The sequence below is a fragment of the Sulfurimonas gotlandica GD1 genome (genome assembly GCF_000242915.1).
In the GTDB taxonomy this organism is placed as follows: Bacteria; Campylobacterota; Campylobacteria; order Campylobacterales; family Sulfurimonadaceae; genus Sulfurimonas; species Sulfurimonas gotlandica.
Map to the genome: position 1 here is coordinate 1,108,650 of NZ_AFRZ01000001.1, position 16,475 is coordinate 1,125,124.

At 35.8% G+C, this 16,475-nt stretch carries 15 protein-coding genes; 12 read left to right on the top strand and 3 right to left on the bottom strand.

All coding sequences use genetic code 11. The features are described 5' to 3' along the window. From SMGD1_RS05485 to SMGD1_RS05495, 3 genes are read left to right on the top strand one after another with little or no spacing between them, the layout of a single operon-like run. Nucleotides 1-945: a FecR family protein gene (locus tag SMGD1_RS05485; protein ID WP_171801002.1), complete on the top strand. Its 945-nt coding sequence runs from the start codon at nt 1-3 to the stop codon at nt 943-945. A 16-nt stretch (nt 946-961) separates the two neighbouring features. Continuing rightward, nucleotides 962-2,146 (top strand): hypothetical protein, encoded by a 1,185-nt coding sequence (locus SMGD1_RS05490; protein WP_241761443.1) that lies wholly within the window; start codon nt 962-964, stop codon nt 2,144-2,146. Then, nucleotides 2,103-3,989 carry a tetratricopeptide repeat protein gene (locus tag SMGD1_RS05495; protein WP_241761444.1) on the top strand — a complete coding sequence of 629 codons (1,887 nt, stop codon included), beginning with the start codon at nt 2,103-2,105 and terminating at the stop codon, nt 3,987-3,989. Before SMGD1_RS05490 ends, SMGD1_RS05495 begins: the two co-directional genes overlap by 44 nt. A 52-nt stretch (nt 3,990-4,041) precedes the next feature. Here the strand turns inward: SMGD1_RS05495 and SMGD1_RS14570 are convergent, their stop codons facing one another. Then, a complete protein-coding gene (locus tag SMGD1_RS14570; RefSeq protein ID WP_316680460.1) occupies nt 4,042-4,356 on the bottom strand; it encodes a sensor histidine kinase in 315 nt (104 codons plus the stop codon). A gap of 15 nt (nt 4,357-4,371) precedes the next feature. On the opposite strand from SMGD1_RS14570, the gene SMGD1_RS05505 reads away from it, so the two are divergent. Then, entirely contained in the window at nt 4,372-5,634 is a 1,263-nt protein-coding gene (locus tag SMGD1_RS05505) for a type II toxin-antitoxin system HipA family toxin (RefSeq protein WP_008337006.1), read from the top strand. Continuing rightward, the gene (locus SMGD1_RS05510) at nt 5,627-6,013 is read left to right on the top strand and encodes a hypothetical protein (protein WP_008335852.1); all 387 of its coding nucleotides are present in this window, start codon (nt 5,627-5,629) and stop codon (nt 6,011-6,013) included. Before SMGD1_RS05505 ends, SMGD1_RS05510 begins: the two co-directional genes overlap by 8 nt. A 37-nt stretch (nt 6,014-6,050) precedes the next feature. Here the strand turns inward: SMGD1_RS05510 and SMGD1_RS05515 are convergent, their stop codons facing one another. Further along, nucleotides 6,051-7,166 (bottom strand): sensor histidine kinase, encoded by a 1,116-nt coding sequence (locus SMGD1_RS05515; protein WP_008336792.1) that lies wholly within the window; start codon nt 7,164-7,166, stop codon nt 6,051-6,053. Beyond that, entirely contained in the window at nt 7,159-7,806 is a 648-nt protein-coding gene (locus tag SMGD1_RS05520) for a response regulator transcription factor (RefSeq protein WP_008336338.1), read from the bottom strand. The genes SMGD1_RS05515 and SMGD1_RS05520 overlap by 8 nt, the downstream gene beginning before the upstream one ends. Nucleotides 7,807-7,903: 97 nt before the next feature. Here SMGD1_RS05520 and SMGD1_RS05525 point away from each other — a divergent pair, with 97 nt between their 5' ends. From SMGD1_RS05525 to SMGD1_RS05555, 7 genes are all read left to right on the top strand, one after another. Next, complete coding sequence (locus SMGD1_RS05525; protein ID WP_008334973.1) at nt 7,904-8,095, top strand: SHOCT domain-containing protein; 192 nt, start codon at nt 7,904-7,906, stop codon at nt 8,093-8,095. An 87-nt stretch (nt 8,096-8,182) separates the two neighbouring features. Beyond that, nucleotides 8,183-10,315 (top strand): copper-transporting P-type ATPase, encoded by a 2,133-nt coding sequence (locus SMGD1_RS05530; protein ID WP_008336685.1) that lies wholly within the window; start codon nt 8,183-8,185, stop codon nt 10,313-10,315. 52 nt (nt 10,316-10,367) lie between these two features. Then, on the top strand, nt 10,368-10,676 hold the full coding sequence (locus tag SMGD1_RS05535) for a hypothetical protein (RefSeq protein ID WP_008336333.1): 309 nt from the start codon (nt 10,368-10,370) through the stop codon (nt 10,674-10,676). A gap of 96 nt (nt 10,677-10,772) precedes the next feature. Beyond that, entirely contained in the window at nt 10,773-11,153 is a 381-nt protein-coding gene (locus SMGD1_RS05540) for a FixH family protein (protein ID WP_008335486.1), read from the top strand. Between the two features lie 9 nt (nt 11,154-11,162). Then, the gene (locus SMGD1_RS05545; protein ID WP_008336761.1) at nt 11,163-12,356 is read left to right on the top strand and encodes a TolC family protein; all 1,194 of its coding nucleotides are present in this window, start codon (nt 11,163-11,165) and stop codon (nt 12,354-12,356) included. Then, nucleotides 12,353-13,348: an efflux RND transporter periplasmic adaptor subunit gene (locus tag SMGD1_RS05550; RefSeq protein ID WP_008336028.1), complete on the top strand. Its 996-nt coding sequence runs from the start codon at nt 12,353-12,355 to the stop codon at nt 13,346-13,348. The genes SMGD1_RS05545 and SMGD1_RS05550 overlap by 4 nt, the downstream gene beginning before the upstream one ends. 10 nt (nt 13,349-13,358) lie before the next feature. Further along, nucleotides 13,359-16,469, top strand: coding sequence for an efflux RND transporter permease subunit (locus tag SMGD1_RS05555; RefSeq protein WP_008335811.1), 3,111 nt, complete (start codon nt 13,359-13,361; stop codon nt 16,467-16,469). Nucleotides 16,470-16,475: the final 6 nt, after the last annotated feature.

Genomic DNA, 16,475 nt, shown 5'->3' on the forward strand with positions numbered 1-16,475 from the left:
ATGAAGCTTTTAATGTCACTAATTATTATTTTGTTTTTTTTACATCTTAACTTGCAAGCGCAGGAAAAAGATTCTTCCTGGTCTAGCGTGCAACTTGGTATGATTTTTAAGTTTGAACACCAGCAAGAAGAAGCGATTGAAGGTATAAAAAAAGCCCAAGCCACTATGATAAAAGCCCAAAATCTTATCTCAGTATCTAAAAAGAAAAACAAACCTGATGTTGAAGCAATTGCTTACCGTGCTTTTACTACCGCACAAAATAACAAACAACGCTACGAACGCATAAAAATGCAAATACAAAAAAATATCTCTTATATAAAAAACAAAGACGGTTTCAAAATGAAACTAGACAACAAAATCACGGGAATCATAACAAACTATACGGGGAGAGTAGAATTTACATCAGACAAACCCCCTTATGATGTCACATACATAAATGACGAAAGTGCCAAATATATTCGAGAAGGAGATGTTATTTCAACATATGCAAACAGCAGTGTCGAAATTGAGTGTTTAGATGGCAGAGGAAGCGTTAAAATCGGCGAATACAGTAGTTTAAAAATCAAGAAAAAAGATGATACGGCTGAAATACTTTCTCTCATAAAAGGCAACTTAGATGTAGCTGTAGAAAAAGCTGAAAAATTTGCTCTCATCATTGATGAAAATGTCAAAAAACTTCTCAATCATCCTATGGATTTTACAAATAAAGAAATAAACATGTTAAAAGCGAAGATGCAAAGAAAATTTGAAGTACGCACTCCGACAGCTGTATTAGCAGTGAGAGGCACTAAATTTAGAACAAATATTGATAAGGCAGGAAGAACTATTTTAGATATGAAAGAAGGTGTTGTCGATGTGACGAACTTAAAAGATTTATCTCATACTTTGGTATATGCTGGGGAAAGATTGATAATAAATATAGACGGCTCAACAACTAAAGAATAAAACAAGGATTTTGTGTATGAAAATAACATTGCGGTTAATCAGTATCCTTTTAATTTTTTCTACAACATCGGTATATGCGGTATGGAAAATAGAATATTCAAATTCCATCATTAAATTTACCGGTGGTCCAAAAAAAAGAGGAAACTTCTCAACGCGAAGCCAATGTGAACAAGCAAGAAGTTCTTCATCACGCGCCAGTGGAGATTATTCAAATTTAATGAGAAACTCAAAATGTGTCGGTTCTAACTCAGGAGGCAGTGGAGGTTCAGGCGGCTACAGCAGTAAATATGCAGTCCAACACATGATGATGCAGACTTTGCTCGAAGGTTTTATGAAAGGGCTTGAACAAGAACAAAAGCAAGAAGCCATACGCCAGCAAAAACAAAGAGAACAGCAGGCATTGCAAAGAGCTATGGAAGAAAAACGCAAACAAGAAGGCAGAAAAGCATGGCAGGATCTTAAAGAACAAGAGACAAAAAACAGAGAACTGGATAAAGGGAAAAAATACAAAGAAATAGACTCTTTGCTCTCAACCATGGGACTCTCAGGTAAAACTGATGAACTTGAACTACAACCTATGAGTATAAAACAATCATCTACTAAGGCGATAGACACATCCATAATGTCCTCGTTGGAGAGATTGTCATGCAGTGCTTATTTTTCAAATCAAGCATTGATAGCAACTAAAAACAATCAGGAAGAAAAAGCAATATATTTCAATCAACAATCAGATAATGTAATTACAGGCGGTATGATAGAAGAAAGCTGTAAATCTACTAAAATGTCCGAAATTCCTGAAGTACCGGAGCCAACACCAGTCCAACAAGATAATAACGATATCATAGTAAAGCATCAACAAATAGTAATGCAGAGTATAATAAACAATCTAAAAGAACTCGAGAATCTTGAACAGAAAATATTTACAACAAAAGTGTCAAAAGAGGTTGTAATTGCAAAAAAAGAAGAAGCAATCAAAAAAATTGAAGCTATAAAAGAGCAATCCTTAAAACCACAAAAAGAAGATGATTTAGATAACTCAATGGCTGAAGCGCAAAAACTGCTTTTAGATTCTCAAGATGAACTAAAAAAATTAGATGACATGGAAAAAGAGTTGATGGAAACTAAAACTAAAACAGAAGATGCCTTGAAAAAAATATATGAATCAACAAAAGATGGAGAAAAAACAGATGAACAAAAGTAATATTCTAACACTGATATTAGTCATTTTATTTACTGGATGTGCAAGTACGCAAAGAAGTGTCAGTCCGCAGCAGCAAGCATTTAACAATGGAACTTTACTATATTCCCAAGAGAAATATAAAGAAGCCGCTGCTGAATTTAAAACTGCTTTACAATTAAATGCAAACAACTACAATGCAAAAGCATGGCTCGCATTTTCATATTGTAGAAGTGGACAAAACGGTGAAGGAATTGATATCTTCAATAAACTTATCTACAACAATCCAACTCATTATAATAATTTTAATGGTCTGGCATATTGCTACAATGAAAATCAGCAATATGATGAATCAATAAGCGCTTCAAAACGGGCTCTTGAGCTTAAACCAAACTACTCAAATGCATATTTCAATATGGGTGTATCATATGAAAAAAAACATGAATATTCAAAAGCAATCGAGATGTATCAAAAAGCCATTTCAATAACTCCAAACTATTCAGATGCTTCACTCTCTTTAGCCAAACTCTTTTTACACAATAAAAATATAGATGAAGCAATTAACGTGCTTCAAAGAGCTTCTAAATTTAATCCTAAAAATGTGAAAATTTTAGAACTATTGGCAAATATTTATTATGGTTCATCAAACTTTGCAAAAGCAAAAGAAACTATTTCTAAAGCAATCGAATTTCAAACTCACATAGGAGTTGGCATTAGGATTAAAAGCATAAATGGATTTACGGTTGTTGATAGTTTGATACCAAGCGATTCTTCAAGCAACAAGGAGATAATTAAAGGCGATATAATTCTTGAAATTGATGGTAATGATATAGAAGGAATGCACTTAAAAGTTGTTGCAAATAAATTATCAGGACCTGAGGGCACATCTGTTAAACTGACTATACAACGTAAAGACAAAGAATTTGAGAAGGTAATATCAAGAGCTAAATTTGTAGAAGCAAAAGCAGCCTCAAAATTAGAACTACGCAGCTTAATAGAGAGAAAATTAGGCTCAAAAGATGCAGCTCTAAGAGATGCACAAAAAGCAAATGAGCTAGATGACTCTTTTGGACTTATATCGTTGGCAGCTATTAATATAGACGATAAAAATTATGAACAAGCTTCTAGCCTTCTTTTGAAGGCAAATAATAATATTCAGGCATCTATTTTTGAAGCAATAATGTATGCTAAAAATGGAAATATGCAAAAAGCAAAAGAAAAATATCTGAACCTTACACAAGACTATGCTCTATTTGAAAATATAGCTTTAACTACTGATATAGCCGAATTATTGAGTCATCTTAAACCTGTTATTGATGAACTTGAACAAAGTGCAAAAAATTATAATGAGCAGGGAAAATACAATCAAAGCATTGAAGTTTATACACAGATGCTGAGTTTTGCACAAAATAAAGCAGAAGTAGAAAAGATTAACGAAAATATGATTAACACCATACATAAAATGAATGAATTACCCGCTATCGGCGATAAAGCCAATAAACATATTGTAAGAGCTGAAATGTTTATAAAAAGCGGAAATTATCCAATTGCCATAGAAGAGTTTAATAAAGCACTAAAATTAGCTCCATTTTCGGCATTATTATATTTTAACATTGCTATTTTAGAAGGAAAAATTGCAAATTATCCGCTTGCGATAGATTCTATGAATATGTATATTAAAATGGCTCCGCAAGCACCAAATGTTACATCAGCTAAAAATCAGGTCACGAAATGGGAAGTTATCATGGAACAAAACAAAGAACAAAGAATTTCCCAGGAAAAGAAAATTGATGCAAAACCATTAGATACTGATGAAGATATAAGGAAAAAATCACTCAGAAGAATTCGTAAAATACCAAGCAAATAATTTAGAAGGTATTATTTCTAACACTATTCATGCGGATTTTTCCGCATGAAATCTACCACCTCAGTTCAAACTTACTTCCCACTTCATACTCTGAGCTTACAAGTATCTCTATCTTAAACTCATCACATATCTGTTTTACTATATTCAGTCCTACTCCAAAACCACCTGCCAAAGTAGAGCCGCGTTTGTAAAGCTCAAATATCTCATTTAGTTTCTCTTTCTCTATCCCGACACCTTCATCTTCGATGCTAAAGTAGCCCTCTTTTAAGACAATGCTTATAGTAGTATCTGCAATATAGTTACAAATATATAAATCATATATATTTGTAATAACTTCAAAAATTAAGCTATAATTACAAATATATATGGATTAGGACACACTATGGCTCAAAAAGCTAGCTTGTATTTATTTGATAAACATATTGGTGATATTATTCAGTCTGGAGACAGAGTCTACCTTAAGCAAATTGATGATGGTGCACATAGGGCTAGTCCGATTTCTATTCCATCAGGTATTAATGAGATTGAAACAACTGCTCTTTCATACTTAGAAAGAGTTCCAGGTTTTGTTAGTGATTCACTTCCAGGAAGTTTTGGTACATCAATATTAAATAAGTTTTTTGAGGATAATAATAGTGGAAGTTTTCCTACAGTTGTTGATAAGCTATTATTTATTGGAAATAGAGGGCTTGGTGCATTAGAGTTTAGACCACAAAAAGATATAGCAGAATCGAAAGATTTAACTTACGAGCTAATAGACATGTTTAATGAAGCAAAGAAGTTAAAAAAAGGAGATGGTTTTCACTCCATTCATAGTGCTTTTTTAGTGTCAGCTCACTCTTTTGTTGGTGGAGCAAGATCTAAAGCTGTTGTCTCTATTGATATGAAACAAGGCTTAGTATATCTTGGAGACAGGACTAAAAAACCTCCAGTAAATTTTATCCCTGCAATTATTAAATACGATGATACAGCAGGTGGTGATGAAAATAAATCAACCTACTCAAAATTAGAATATATTTACCATCTTTTAGCCAAAGAGTCTGGCATAAAAATGATGGATTGTTTTCTTATAGAGTCAAATGATAAACATCACTTTGTTACAAAGAGGTTTGATATTGAAAATGGAGAAAAACTACATGTCCACTCTCTTGCAGGAATCCTGCAAACAGACTACAACATTACTATGCAAACTAGCTATGAAGAACTACTAAGAGTAGCAGTAAAGTTAAATGCACAAGGAAGTATCAAGCAGTTATTTTTACAGATGCTCTTTAACTATATGTTTGTAAACCAAGATGATCACTCCAGAAACTTCTCATTTATGTGTGATAAAAGTTTTAACTGGGAAGCAACACCTGCCTATGATATTACCTTTGCAAAAGGAGAGAAGCAAACAGTTGAGCATCAACTATCTCTTTATGGCAAAGCATTGTCAAAAATAAACTTATCCGATGTTGTCTTACTTGCAAATGAGTTTTCAATCAGTGTTGAATTTGTTTCAGAATCAATAGAGAAGATGCAAGAGCTAAGAAAGAGTAAATTACCAAAATTGATGCAAGAGTATAAAGTATCAAATAAGAAATACAGTAGTGTTATGAAAGCTGTTATGAGTAGAGATTTTCAAGGGGAGTTGAGTGATGATTGATAAAAAAAATTCACTGTTAAACAAGCTTAAGGCTTATGAGAAAGAAGCAAAAAAGGTAAAGAAGCAAAAAATTAATTTAAATGCCTCATTTGATCTTTTAACTGACGAAGAGATATTAATAGTTCTTGCTCACAGATCTAAAAAGTTAAGATTGAGTGAAAATATAAAGCAAAAAGATTTTTCTCAAAAAGCCCAACTCTCTTCTTCTACAACATACTCAAACTTTGAACAAACAGGAAAAGCATCTTTGCTGAATTTTGTTAAGATTATTAGGGTTTTTGGAAGGCTTAGTGAACTAGAAAAACTCTTAAAACTAGACCTCTCTCAAGAGATTGATATTATTGAAAAAAATAAAGATGAAAGACATAGAGCTGGATAAATAGTGGTCATAAGTTTAAAACCTTATCAAAAGGCTTCTACCACCTCAGTTCAAACTTACTTCCCACTTCATACTCTGAGCTTACAAGTATCTCTATCTTAAACTCATCACATATCTGTTTTACTATATTCAGTCCTACTCCAAAACCACCTGCCAAAGTAGAGCCGCGTTTGTAAAGCTCAAATATCTCATTTAGTTTCTCTTTCTCTATCCCGACACCTTCATCTTCGATGCTAAAGTAGCCCTCTTTTAAGACAATGCTTATAGTAGTATCTGGCATAGAGTATTTTATGGCATTTGAGATTAGGTTTGAGAAAAGTAGTTCTACTCTTGCATCTATGGCATTTAGACTTGAGTCTTGCATATCTGCTTTTATTTTTATATTTTTAGCATGGCTAAGTTCTGAGTAGTACTCTATGCTTTGGACTAGCAGAAGTTTTAAGTTTAACATCTGAGACTCTTGATTGACTCCGCTAAAGTTTAGGTAGGCAAGTGACTGATAGATGCTGTAAAGTTGTTTTGTAGAGATGGAGATATTTCTCAGTATCTTCTCATCATAGACTTTTTTCTGCATCGCTCTTGAAGTACTCATACCAAGTGCAGTTATGGGAGTGTTTAGCTCATGAGAGATATCTTGGATAAAAGACTCTATCTCTTTTACTTTTTGATGAATCGGGCGCATAAATAGACGTGAAAGTATCCAAGAGATGACTACTATAGTTATAAATATCAGCGTTATCGCAACAAGTACATTTATTTGCAGAGCTTTTAGCTCTTTATGATACTCATCAGTTCTTACAAGCACGTACTCTATATTTAAGTGTTCTTGAGGTGCAGTCGATACAAGGATTTTAAATCCATTATCTTCAAAGTACTTTTTCTCAAAGATTCTATTCTCTTTTGCAGGTATAAGCAGATACTCATAATCCTTTTCCACCTTTGGAAGAATAAGAGGAGATGAAGTCATATGAGCGTTTATAACAAGACCAGAGATTCTATCAGCCAAGTGTTGAAGTTTATAGTAAGTAGTACTCTCAAGTGAATTCTTTTGTGCGCTAAAGTACCAGTAACCAGAAAGCAGTGTAAAGAGTAGAGATGAACCCAGATATAGAGCTAAAAATGAGTAAAATGATTTTTTCTCAAGCCTATTCAAACCTATACCCCTCGCCTCTTATATTTAAGATATGCTCTTTACCAAGATGCTTTCTAAGCTCTTTTATGAGTGTACGAACTGCATCTCCTGAAGGCATCTCATCATACTCCCAAAGGTTTTGAAGCAGTTCATCAACACTTACAACACGATGACGGTTTTTGTAGAGGTAGTGAAGGCACATGCTCTCTTTATTGCTTAGATGCTGCGAGCTGTTTTCACTTTTTAGTATATGGTTTTGCGTGTCAAACTCTAAATCCTTAGCTATCTGAACTAAAAAGCTGAGCCCAAAATGCCTTTTGATATTTTCTATACGCTGAGTCAACTCTTCTAAATCAAAAGGCTTTTTTATAAAGTCATTTGCACCCGATTCAAAGGCTTTTTTTAGATGCTGTGTATCGTGAAAAGCAGTTATAAAAATAGTAGGAGTCTCATCATTAAAACTTCTTAGCTCTTTGAGTAGAGAGATGCCATCACCATCTGGGACATTGATGTCAAATATATACAAGTCGTAGTTTATCTCCTCACTAAGCACAAGTGCTTTTTTCATACTATATGTATGAGTCACAGTGTATTCTTCTTGTAAAAAATCGACCAAGATATCTGCTAAGACCGTATCATCTTCTAGGAGTAAAATTTTCATGAAGTATTATATCACACCAAATGAAGCTATTAAAAAACCTCACATTCTACTCACACTAGCTAACTATACTTACACTATATAAAGTAAGGAGTCTGTCATGCATAGTTTTGGAATAGTCGGAATGGGATTGATTTGGCTTGTTTTGCTACTTGTAATCGTAGCATTGATATATGTGATGGACTCAGATTCAGATCAGAGCTCTGCTAAAGACATACTTGATAAAAGGTTTGCAAATGGCGAGATCGACGAGGAAGAGTATAAAATTATTAAAGATAGTCTCAGACTATAATCTTTAATCCTCACAATCTCCTCACAATATCTAAGTAAACTTAAACCATAGAAGAACTAGATGCCCCAAGCTAAATGGAGGTGCGTCATGAGTGTTAAAGAAACAAATATCTATACCTGTCCTATGCATCTTGAAATAAAACAAGATCATCCAGGGTCTTGCCCTAAATGTGGTATGGCACTTGAACCAATCAAAGTCCAAGCCGATGAAGAGAACGACGAACTAACATATATGAGCAGACGATTTTGGATAAGTCTGTTCATATCCCTCCCTCTCTTTATTGTAGCTATGACAAATGATTTAGCACCGGAGCTTTTACCCGAGAGTCTTTCTATGCTAAGTGTTCAATGGTTTCTTTTTATACTCGCAACTCCAGTAGTGCTTTGGGGCGGATGGCCATTTTTTGTTCGTGGATACCTTTCAGTAAAAACATGGAACTTAAATATGTTCACACTTATAGCCATAGGTGTAGGTTCTTCTTATATATACAGTGTTTTTGCACTTTTAGTGCCCCACACTTTTCCTCCGCTTATGCAGACAGAAGATGGTTTAGTCCATGTCTACTTTGAAGCATCTGCAGTTATTACAACCTTGGTACTACTAGGTCAGATGCTAGAACTAAAAGCCAGAAGCAAAACAACTTCTGCAATCAAAACACTTTTAAACCTTTCTCCTGCACAAGCGCATAAAATTGATAACAATGGTAATGAAGAAATTGTATCCCTTGAGAGTGTACTTGTAGATGATATTTTAAGAATAAAACCTGGCGAGAAGATTCCGGTCGATGGAGTGGTCATTGGCGGACACAGTAATGTCGATGAGTCGATGATTACAGGAGAAGCTATACCTGTCCCAAAATCAGTCGATGATTTTCTAATCGGAGCAACACTAAACAAAAATGGAACACTACTCATGCGTGCAGTTCGTGTTGGAAGTGACACGATGCTCTCAGAGATCATAGATATGGTAGCGCAGGCTCAACGCTCACGCGCTCCTATCCAACACATAGCGGACAAAGTCGCAGGTTACTTTGTACCAGCCGTAATATTCTCCGCAATTTTCACATTCTTTGGCTGGTATATGTGGGGTCCTGAACCACGTCTCGCTTATGCGGTCGTATCTGCAGTAGCAGTTTTAATTATTGCCTGTCCTTGTGCCTTAGGATTAGCAACTCCTATTTCTATTATGGTAGGGACTGGACGAGCAGCTCTAATGGGTATTTTGATAAAAGACGCACAAAGTTTAGAGACTATGGAAAAAGTAACAATATTAGTTGTTGATAAAACAGGAACACTCACAGAGGGAAAACCAAAAGTTACTAACTTTATTGTTTCAGATGGTTTTGATGAGATAGATGTCCTAAGATATGCCGCAAGTTTAGAAAGTGTCAGCGAGCATCCGTTAGCACAAGCGATAGTAAAGCATGCAAAAGATGCCGGTCTTGTCTTATCACAGGTTGATAAATTTAAAGCCATTACGGCAAGAGGCATTATCGGCGAGATAGATGATAAAAAAATAGTCCTAGGCTCACAAGAATTCATTAACTCTCTTTGCATCTTTGAAGCAGATGCACAGAAGAAAATAAAAGCCCTGCGTAAAGAAGATAAAGGTCTTATATTTATGAGTATAGATTTTCACCTATGTGCTATATTTGCTATTGAAGATGCCATAAAACCAACATCTAAAGAGGCAATTCACGCACTTAAAAAAGAAGGTATTAAAGTTGTACTTATTAGCGGAGACAACAAGATAACAGCAAATAAAGTGGCAGATACACTAGGTATTGACAAAGTTTACTCCAGCGTATTACCAAACGTAAAAGCTGAGATAATCAAAGAACTTCAAGATGCCGGTGAGATTGTAGCCATGGCTGGTGATGGTATAAATGACGCTCCTGCACTAATGCAGGCTAATGTCGGCATCGCTATGGGAACAGGAACTGATGTTGCCATCAACAGTGCAGGAATCACCCTTATAAAAGGTGATTTACTTGGCATCGTTAAGGTTAGAAAACTAAGTTATGAGACTATGAAAAACATCAGGCAAAATCTCTTTTTTGCGTTTATATATAACAGTGCAGGTATCCCAATAGCAGCTGGACTTTTTTACCCACTCTTTGGTGTTTTACTCTCTCCTGTAATTGCCGCAGCAGCTATGAGTTTTAGCTCTGTATCTGTCATAACAAACGCATTGCAATTAAGAAATATTAAGATTGGTTAAAAGACATTTATGGAACTTTTAATGCTAGTATTGACTCAGTAAAGGATTTTAAATGAGCAAATTGATTAACCTCCACCAAAAAAATGACCCTTTAAAAGATTGGGAAGAAAAGAATATAAGAAATAAAAAAAAATCCAATATCGCCTTTACACAAAATAAACAAGAAGCTCACGCAATATATATACCCAAAGTTTATGACTCTCCTCAAGAAATAGCAAGAATAGCTGAAATACTCGCAACCAAAGAAGAGATACAACGAAGCTTATCGTCTAAAATTATTTATACAAACACACAAGAGAGTGCAGAGATAAATCAAAGACGAAAAGAACTTCTAAACATTAAAAAAATACTACAAATGTAAAGAGCTAGGTTACAACTCTTTATATAACTGACATCCCTCACAAACCCCTCACAAACAATCAATATAATTCTTTTATATATAACAAAAGGATAAATCATGAAAACGATAGCAAAAATATTTCTAATAGCAATACTAGGGGTTAGTCTACTACAAGCAGCAGCATTTGAGAAAGTTGCAAAGTCAAGAGAAACAAACGTTGTAATGAGTTCAGAAAAACCTCTAACTACTGGGAATAATACAATAAATATGGTAGTATCTAACGAGAAGTATGCAGACGCAGTAGTAAGTATTAAAATATTCATGCCAGCAATGCCTGGGATGCCGTACATGGAAACTACAGCAGATGCTAAAAGTCTTGGCGGCGGAAAGTATGAAGTCAACGTAAACCTATCAATGGGTGGTACTTGGCAAGTTCATATCTTTATCACACCAAAAACTGGTAAAAAAGTCAGAGCTAAAGCTTCACTAAATATCTAAGGATAAGTTATGAGAGTATACATCGTACTACTTTTCCCACTTCTGCTAAGTGCTGCAACTCTATCTTCACTGATAGAGAATGCCAAAGCTACTCACACCTCTCTGGATGCAATAGAAAAACGTCTAAGTGCAGTTAGTGATGAGTACGATGTAACTAGAAATTTTGCTGACCCCGAGCTTCTGCTAAGTGTTAGCGATATTCAACTAAAAGATCCAACAAACCGCTCAATCGAGCCTATGCAATACTCTGCTGTAAACTTAAAACAAAAGATTCCATATTTTGGAAAAAGAGATGCAGCTTCTAAAAAAGTAGATGCAAAAAAAGCAACAATTAGCTTTAGCCTTGCTCAGGCAAAAGTAAAACTTACAGAGTCTATAAAGCTAACGGCATATAGCATCTGGCAAGTAGAAGAGCAGCTAAAAATCACAAATGAGTACATAGAACTTACACGTCAAAACATTGAACTTTACACTGCGTACAGTAGCAGTGATGCAAAATCTCACATGGGAATCATGTCAGCTGAGCTATCACTATCTCAACTAAAAATAAAACATAGTAAACTCCAAAGTTTATTAATGGGTCTATATAAAAATGTGAGTTACCTAAGTGCTATGGATGTAAAATCCATCGAGCTTTCTATGGAGGTTTCACAGCCAAGAGAACTCTCTTACTACATGGATGCGACAGATGAGAGCAGTGCTTACAAAGTAAAAGAGGCCATAGTAAAAGAAGCAGAAGCTGACATAAAAGTAAAAGAGCTGGCTAAAAATATTGATCCGTTTGTTCAAGTTGGTTACTTTTACAGAGAATCATTCGAAGACTACATGAATGTGAATGTAGGTTTTGCACTTCCTATCTATGGAACTCAAGACTCAAAAAAGGAAGCTTCAAGAAAAGTATCTCTAGCTACAAAAAGCGAAGTGCTTGACTTTAAAAACTCACTTGACTCTAAAGTGGTAGAGTATTATGCAAGACTTCAAGACGCATACAGAGTTTACAACATCATAGAAAAAGAGAGCTTACCACAGATAAGACACATGTTTGATCTTACAAACACATCTATCAAAAGTGGTTCTGAACTCTTCATTTACATAGAACTTTTAGGCAAAAAACTCAAACTAGATGAACAAAGCATCGAAGCTGTTAGCGCGTTCTACAAAGCTAATGCTTCTCTAGATGCACTCATAGGGGTAGAAAAATGAGACTTTTACTAATATTATTTATGTTATTATCATTTGCAGATGCAAAAGAAAAAACCGTACAACAGGTCTTTAATGTACAGACTACAAAAGTAAAGCTAATCTCAGATGCCAAGAGCATAAAAAGCTTTGGATTTGTAAAAGTGGATGAGTCTAGAGTCTATGATGTAAGTCCGAGATTTAGCGGTTTTGTTGAAGTTTTATATGCTGATAAAACATATAAAAAAGTAAGTAAAGGGGAGGAGCTTGTAAAAGTTTACTCTCCTGAAGTCTTAAAAGCTAAAGACGATTACCTAAACACTATGAACTACACAAAAGATAGACCAAATAAAACGATGCTTGAGAGTGCTAGAACAAAACTTTCTCTTTTAAACATTCCAGATGCCGAGATAAATCAAATCATAAAAAGCAAAAAAACAACTTCTTTTACAACTATAAACTCTCCATCAGATGGTTATATATTTAAAAAAGCACTAAACAACAACTCTGCTTTTAACGCTAAAAATGTACTTTTTCAGGTAGTAAATCTTGACAAAGTATGGGTTGAGATAAAAATTCACCAAAACCAATTTGAAGCACTGCAAAATATAAAAGATTATACACTCTCGACTCCATCACTAAAACAGACTTTTAAAGCTACAAGAGAAAATCTATACCCTGAACTTGATCCAAAAGAGGAGAGCTTTACTCTTAGACTCTCTCTTGATAACAAAAACAATCTTCTAAAACCTGGAATGTATATAACAGCAATTATGAGCACAGATGCTACAAGTTATCTAACTCTTCCTGCAACTGCTGTTATGAGAAAAAATGGTAAGTTTTATGTATTTGTTGTTGGAGAATACGAGGGAGAATACGCACCTCTAGAGGTAGATGTAGAAGTTTTAAATACTGATACATACATAATAAAAAGTGAGTTAAACGAAGGCGATGAAGTAGTGAATAATGCTTTGTTTATGATGGACAGTGATGCCCAAGTAAATGGGTTATATTAAAGGATAAGTTATGATTGAAAGTATAATATCCTTTAGTATTAGAAATAAATTTCTTATCCTAATGGCTACGCTGTTTTTAACTTTTGCCTCTTACTGGGCTCTTAAAAATACGCCTCTGGATGCCATACCTGACCTCTCTCCACCTCAGGTAATCGTTAAACTAAATTGGGCGGGACAATCTCCTGAGATCATAGAAGATCAAGGGACTTATCCGCTTGTTTCTCAGTTTCTCGCTATTGCAAATATAGAGACGGTTAGAGGTTTTTCAACTTATGAAAATGCTCTTATTTACATCATATTTAAAGAAGGAACTGATCTTTACTGGGCTAGGACTCGTGTACTTGAGCAGTTGGCTTCTGTACAATCCTCTCTTCCTGAATCCATGGAAGTAAACCTAGGTCCAGATGCCAGCGGTGTGGGCTGGGTGTATGAGTATGCTCTTACTTCAAAGACTAAAAACCTCAGCGAGCTTAGAACTCTGCAAGACTACTACTACAAGTATGCACTTTTAGGTGTTGACGGTGTTAGTGAAGTTGCATCAATAGGTGGATTTGTTCCGACTTACCAAGTGAGTGTGAGTAACGATACACTGACACGTTATAACCTCAGCATCCAAGATGTCGCAAAAACTCTCAAAGAAAACAACAACGACACGGGCGGTCGTATAGTTATTCAAAACGGTTTTGAGTGGATGATTCAAGCCAAGGGCTATCTCAAAGACTTAGATGATATCCGCTCTTTAGTTGTGACTTCAAAAGCTAACATTCCAGTAACCATAGGAGACATAGGAAGAGTAGAGTTAGTTCCTGGATCTCGTCGCGGTATGGCAGACCTTAACGGTGAGGGAGAAGTTGTCGGAGGAATCGTAATGGTTCGTTACGGCGAAGATGTTTATGCGACCATCAAACGTATAGAGAAAAAGATGAGTGAGTTACAAGTCGATGGTGTTGAAGTCATCGAAACATATAACCGCTCAGAGCTCATCGAGAAAGCGGTAGATACACTAAAGTTTACACTAATTGAAGAGATTGTAATTGTCATCATTATTATTACTCTATTTTTAATGCATCTACGCTCTTCTATCATAGTTCTGGTTGCTCTACCTCTGACTATCGGTGCGACTTTTTTACTTATGAAAGTCTTTGGGATTGACTCAAATATAATGAGTCTTGGTGGTATCGCCATTGCCATCGGTGCGATGGTAGATGCAACCATAGTAATGATAGAAAATGCTCACAAGACCATTATAAAAGAAGAGGAAAAAAAAGGTGAATCTCTCACAAAACAAGAGAGATATGATGCCATTGCCAGCTCGTCAAAAGTTGTAGGTCGTCCAATATTTTTTGCCCTTGCTTTGGTTGTGGTTTCATTCCTGCCTATCTTTGCACTTTCTGGTCAGGAGGGTCTACTTTTTACTCCTCTAGCTTTTACAAAAACCTTTGCTATGACTGCGGGAGCAATCATCTCTATAACTCTAGTTCCAGTCCTGATGCTCTTTTTCGTAAAGGGAAAGATACTTAGTGAGAACAAAAATCCACTAAACCGTTTCTTTGTCTGGCTCTATCACCCAATCATCATTTACGGACTGAAACTAAAGTACATCGTGATCTTAGCTGCTGTTGTAGCTCTTGGTTTTATGTATCCGCTATACAATGGTCTAAAGTGGGAGTTTATGCCTCCACTAAATGAACAGTCTCTTATGTACATGCCTGTTACTCCTTATGGGATCAGTGTCGATCAGAGTAAAATTTTGACTCAAAAGACAGATGCCATCATCAAAAGTTTTCCAGAAGTTGATACAGTCTTTGGTAAGGGCGGGCGCGCAAACTCTGCTACTGACCCTGCCCCTCTCGGGATGATAGAGACTATTATCACTTTCAAACCACAGATTGAGTGGAGAGAAGGCATGACGCATGAAAAGCTAATGGCAAAACTAGAAGAGGCTCTTCAAGTTCCAGGGCTCGTTAACTCTTGGACTTATCCTATTCGCGGTCGTATAGATATGCTTTTAAGCGGCATCCGTACTCCTCTTGGAATCAAACTATATGGTAAAGATGCAGCAGGCTTGCAAAAGTATGCACTAGAAATTGAGAGCAAACTTAGAACTTATGACAAAACACAATCAGTATTTGCCGATCAGGCAAGTGCCGGATATTACCTCGACATAGAGATAGATGAAAAAGAGTTGGCAAGATTCAAGATAAGCAAAAACTACCTGCTGGATTATGTGGCATCCGGGGTTGGCGGGATGAAAGTCTCTACTATGTACAAAGGCATAGAGCGTTATCCGATTGCACTTCGTTTTGAAGAAAATGAGAGACGTAGCATAGAAAGCATCCGGGAGTTACAGGTAAAAACTTCGCTTGGGTTTGTACCGCTTGGAAACTTTGCTAAAGTTGCTTACCGTGAGAGTGCATCTGTTATAAAAAGTGAGATGGCATCTCCTGTTACTTTCATCTACATCACTCCACAGGTAGGTGTTAGTGCGACTGAGTATAAAAAAGAAGCTAAAGTTCTTTTAGATGACATAAAACTTCCTGCTGGCTACTACATAGACTGGGCTGGTCAAAGTGAGTACCTAGATTCAGCGATGCAAAAAATAGTCTGGATAGTTCCAGCCGTGCTTATAGTTATCCTGATACTAATCTACTTTGCGCTTAAAGAACTAGTACCGACTTTCATAGTCTTTTTCAGTCTACCGTTTGCACTTTTGGGCGGTCTTATCTACATAGACATGCTTAACTTTAACATGAGCATAGCAGTTATAGTCGGCTTTTTAGCACTTCTTGGGATTGCAGCTGAAACTGCGATTGTAATGATAGTTTATCTACAAGAAGCGGTAAATGATGCAAAAGAGAAATTTGCCACAAACTTTGGTCACTTAGAGTTAAGAGATGCTATATATGAAGGAGCAGTTAAAAGAGTAAGACCAAAACTGATGACTGTTTTCTCAACTCTTGCAGGTTTACTTCCTATTATGTACATTAACGGAGTTGGTAGCGAAGTAATGCAAAGAATCGCCGCACCAATGATAGGCGGACTAATAAGTTCAGCAGTTCTAAGCCTAGTAATCATCCCTATACTTTTTGAGATTTATGCTAAGTGGGGGATGAGGAAGTAAAACTAG

Excerpts from the sequence above, each read along its gene's own strand:
- SMGD1_RS05485 (WP_171801002.1), top strand. The coding sequence starts at position 1 with ATGAAGCTTTTAATGTCACTAATTATTATTTTGTTTTTTTTACATCTT.
- SMGD1_RS05510 (WP_008335852.1), top strand. The coding sequence starts at position 5,627 with ATGATTGATAAAAAAAATTCACTGTTAAACAAGCTTAAGGCTTATGAG.
- SMGD1_RS05555 (WP_008335811.1), top strand. The coding sequence starts at position 13,359 with ATGATTGAAAGTATAATATCCTTTAGTATTAGAAATAAATTTCTTATC.
- SMGD1_RS05540 (WP_008335486.1), top strand. The coding sequence starts at position 10,773 with ATGAAAACGATAGCAAAAATATTTCTAATAGCAATACTAGGGGTTAGT.
- SMGD1_RS05520 (WP_008336338.1), bottom strand. The coding sequence starts at position 7,806 with ATGAAAATTTTACTCCTAGAAGATGATACGGTCTTAGCAGATATCTTG.
- SMGD1_RS05550 (WP_008336028.1), top strand. The coding sequence starts at position 12,353 with ATGAGACTTTTACTAATATTATTTATGTTATTATCATTTGCAGATGCA.
- SMGD1_RS05535 (WP_008336333.1), top strand. The coding sequence starts at position 10,368 with ATGAGCAAATTGATTAACCTCCACCAAAAAAATGACCCTTTAAAAGAT.
- SMGD1_RS05525 (WP_008334973.1), top strand. The coding sequence starts at position 7,904 with ATGCATAGTTTTGGAATAGTCGGAATGGGATTGATTTGGCTTGTTTTG.
- SMGD1_RS05530 (WP_008336685.1), top strand. The coding sequence starts at position 8,183 with ATGAGTGTTAAAGAAACAAATATCTATACCTGTCCTATGCATCTTGAA.
- SMGD1_RS05545 (WP_008336761.1), top strand. The coding sequence starts at position 11,163 with ATGAGAGTATACATCGTACTACTTTTCCCACTTCTGCTAAGTGCTGCA.
- SMGD1_RS05490 (WP_241761443.1), top strand. The coding sequence starts at position 962 with ATGAAAATAACATTGCGGTTAATCAGTATCCTTTTAATTTTTTCTACA.
- SMGD1_RS05495 (WP_241761444.1), top strand. The coding sequence starts at position 2,103 with ATGAATCAACAAAAGATGGAGAAAAAACAGATGAACAAAAGTAATATT.
- SMGD1_RS05505 (WP_008337006.1), top strand. The coding sequence starts at position 4,372 with ATGGCTCAAAAAGCTAGCTTGTATTTATTTGATAAACATATTGGTGAT.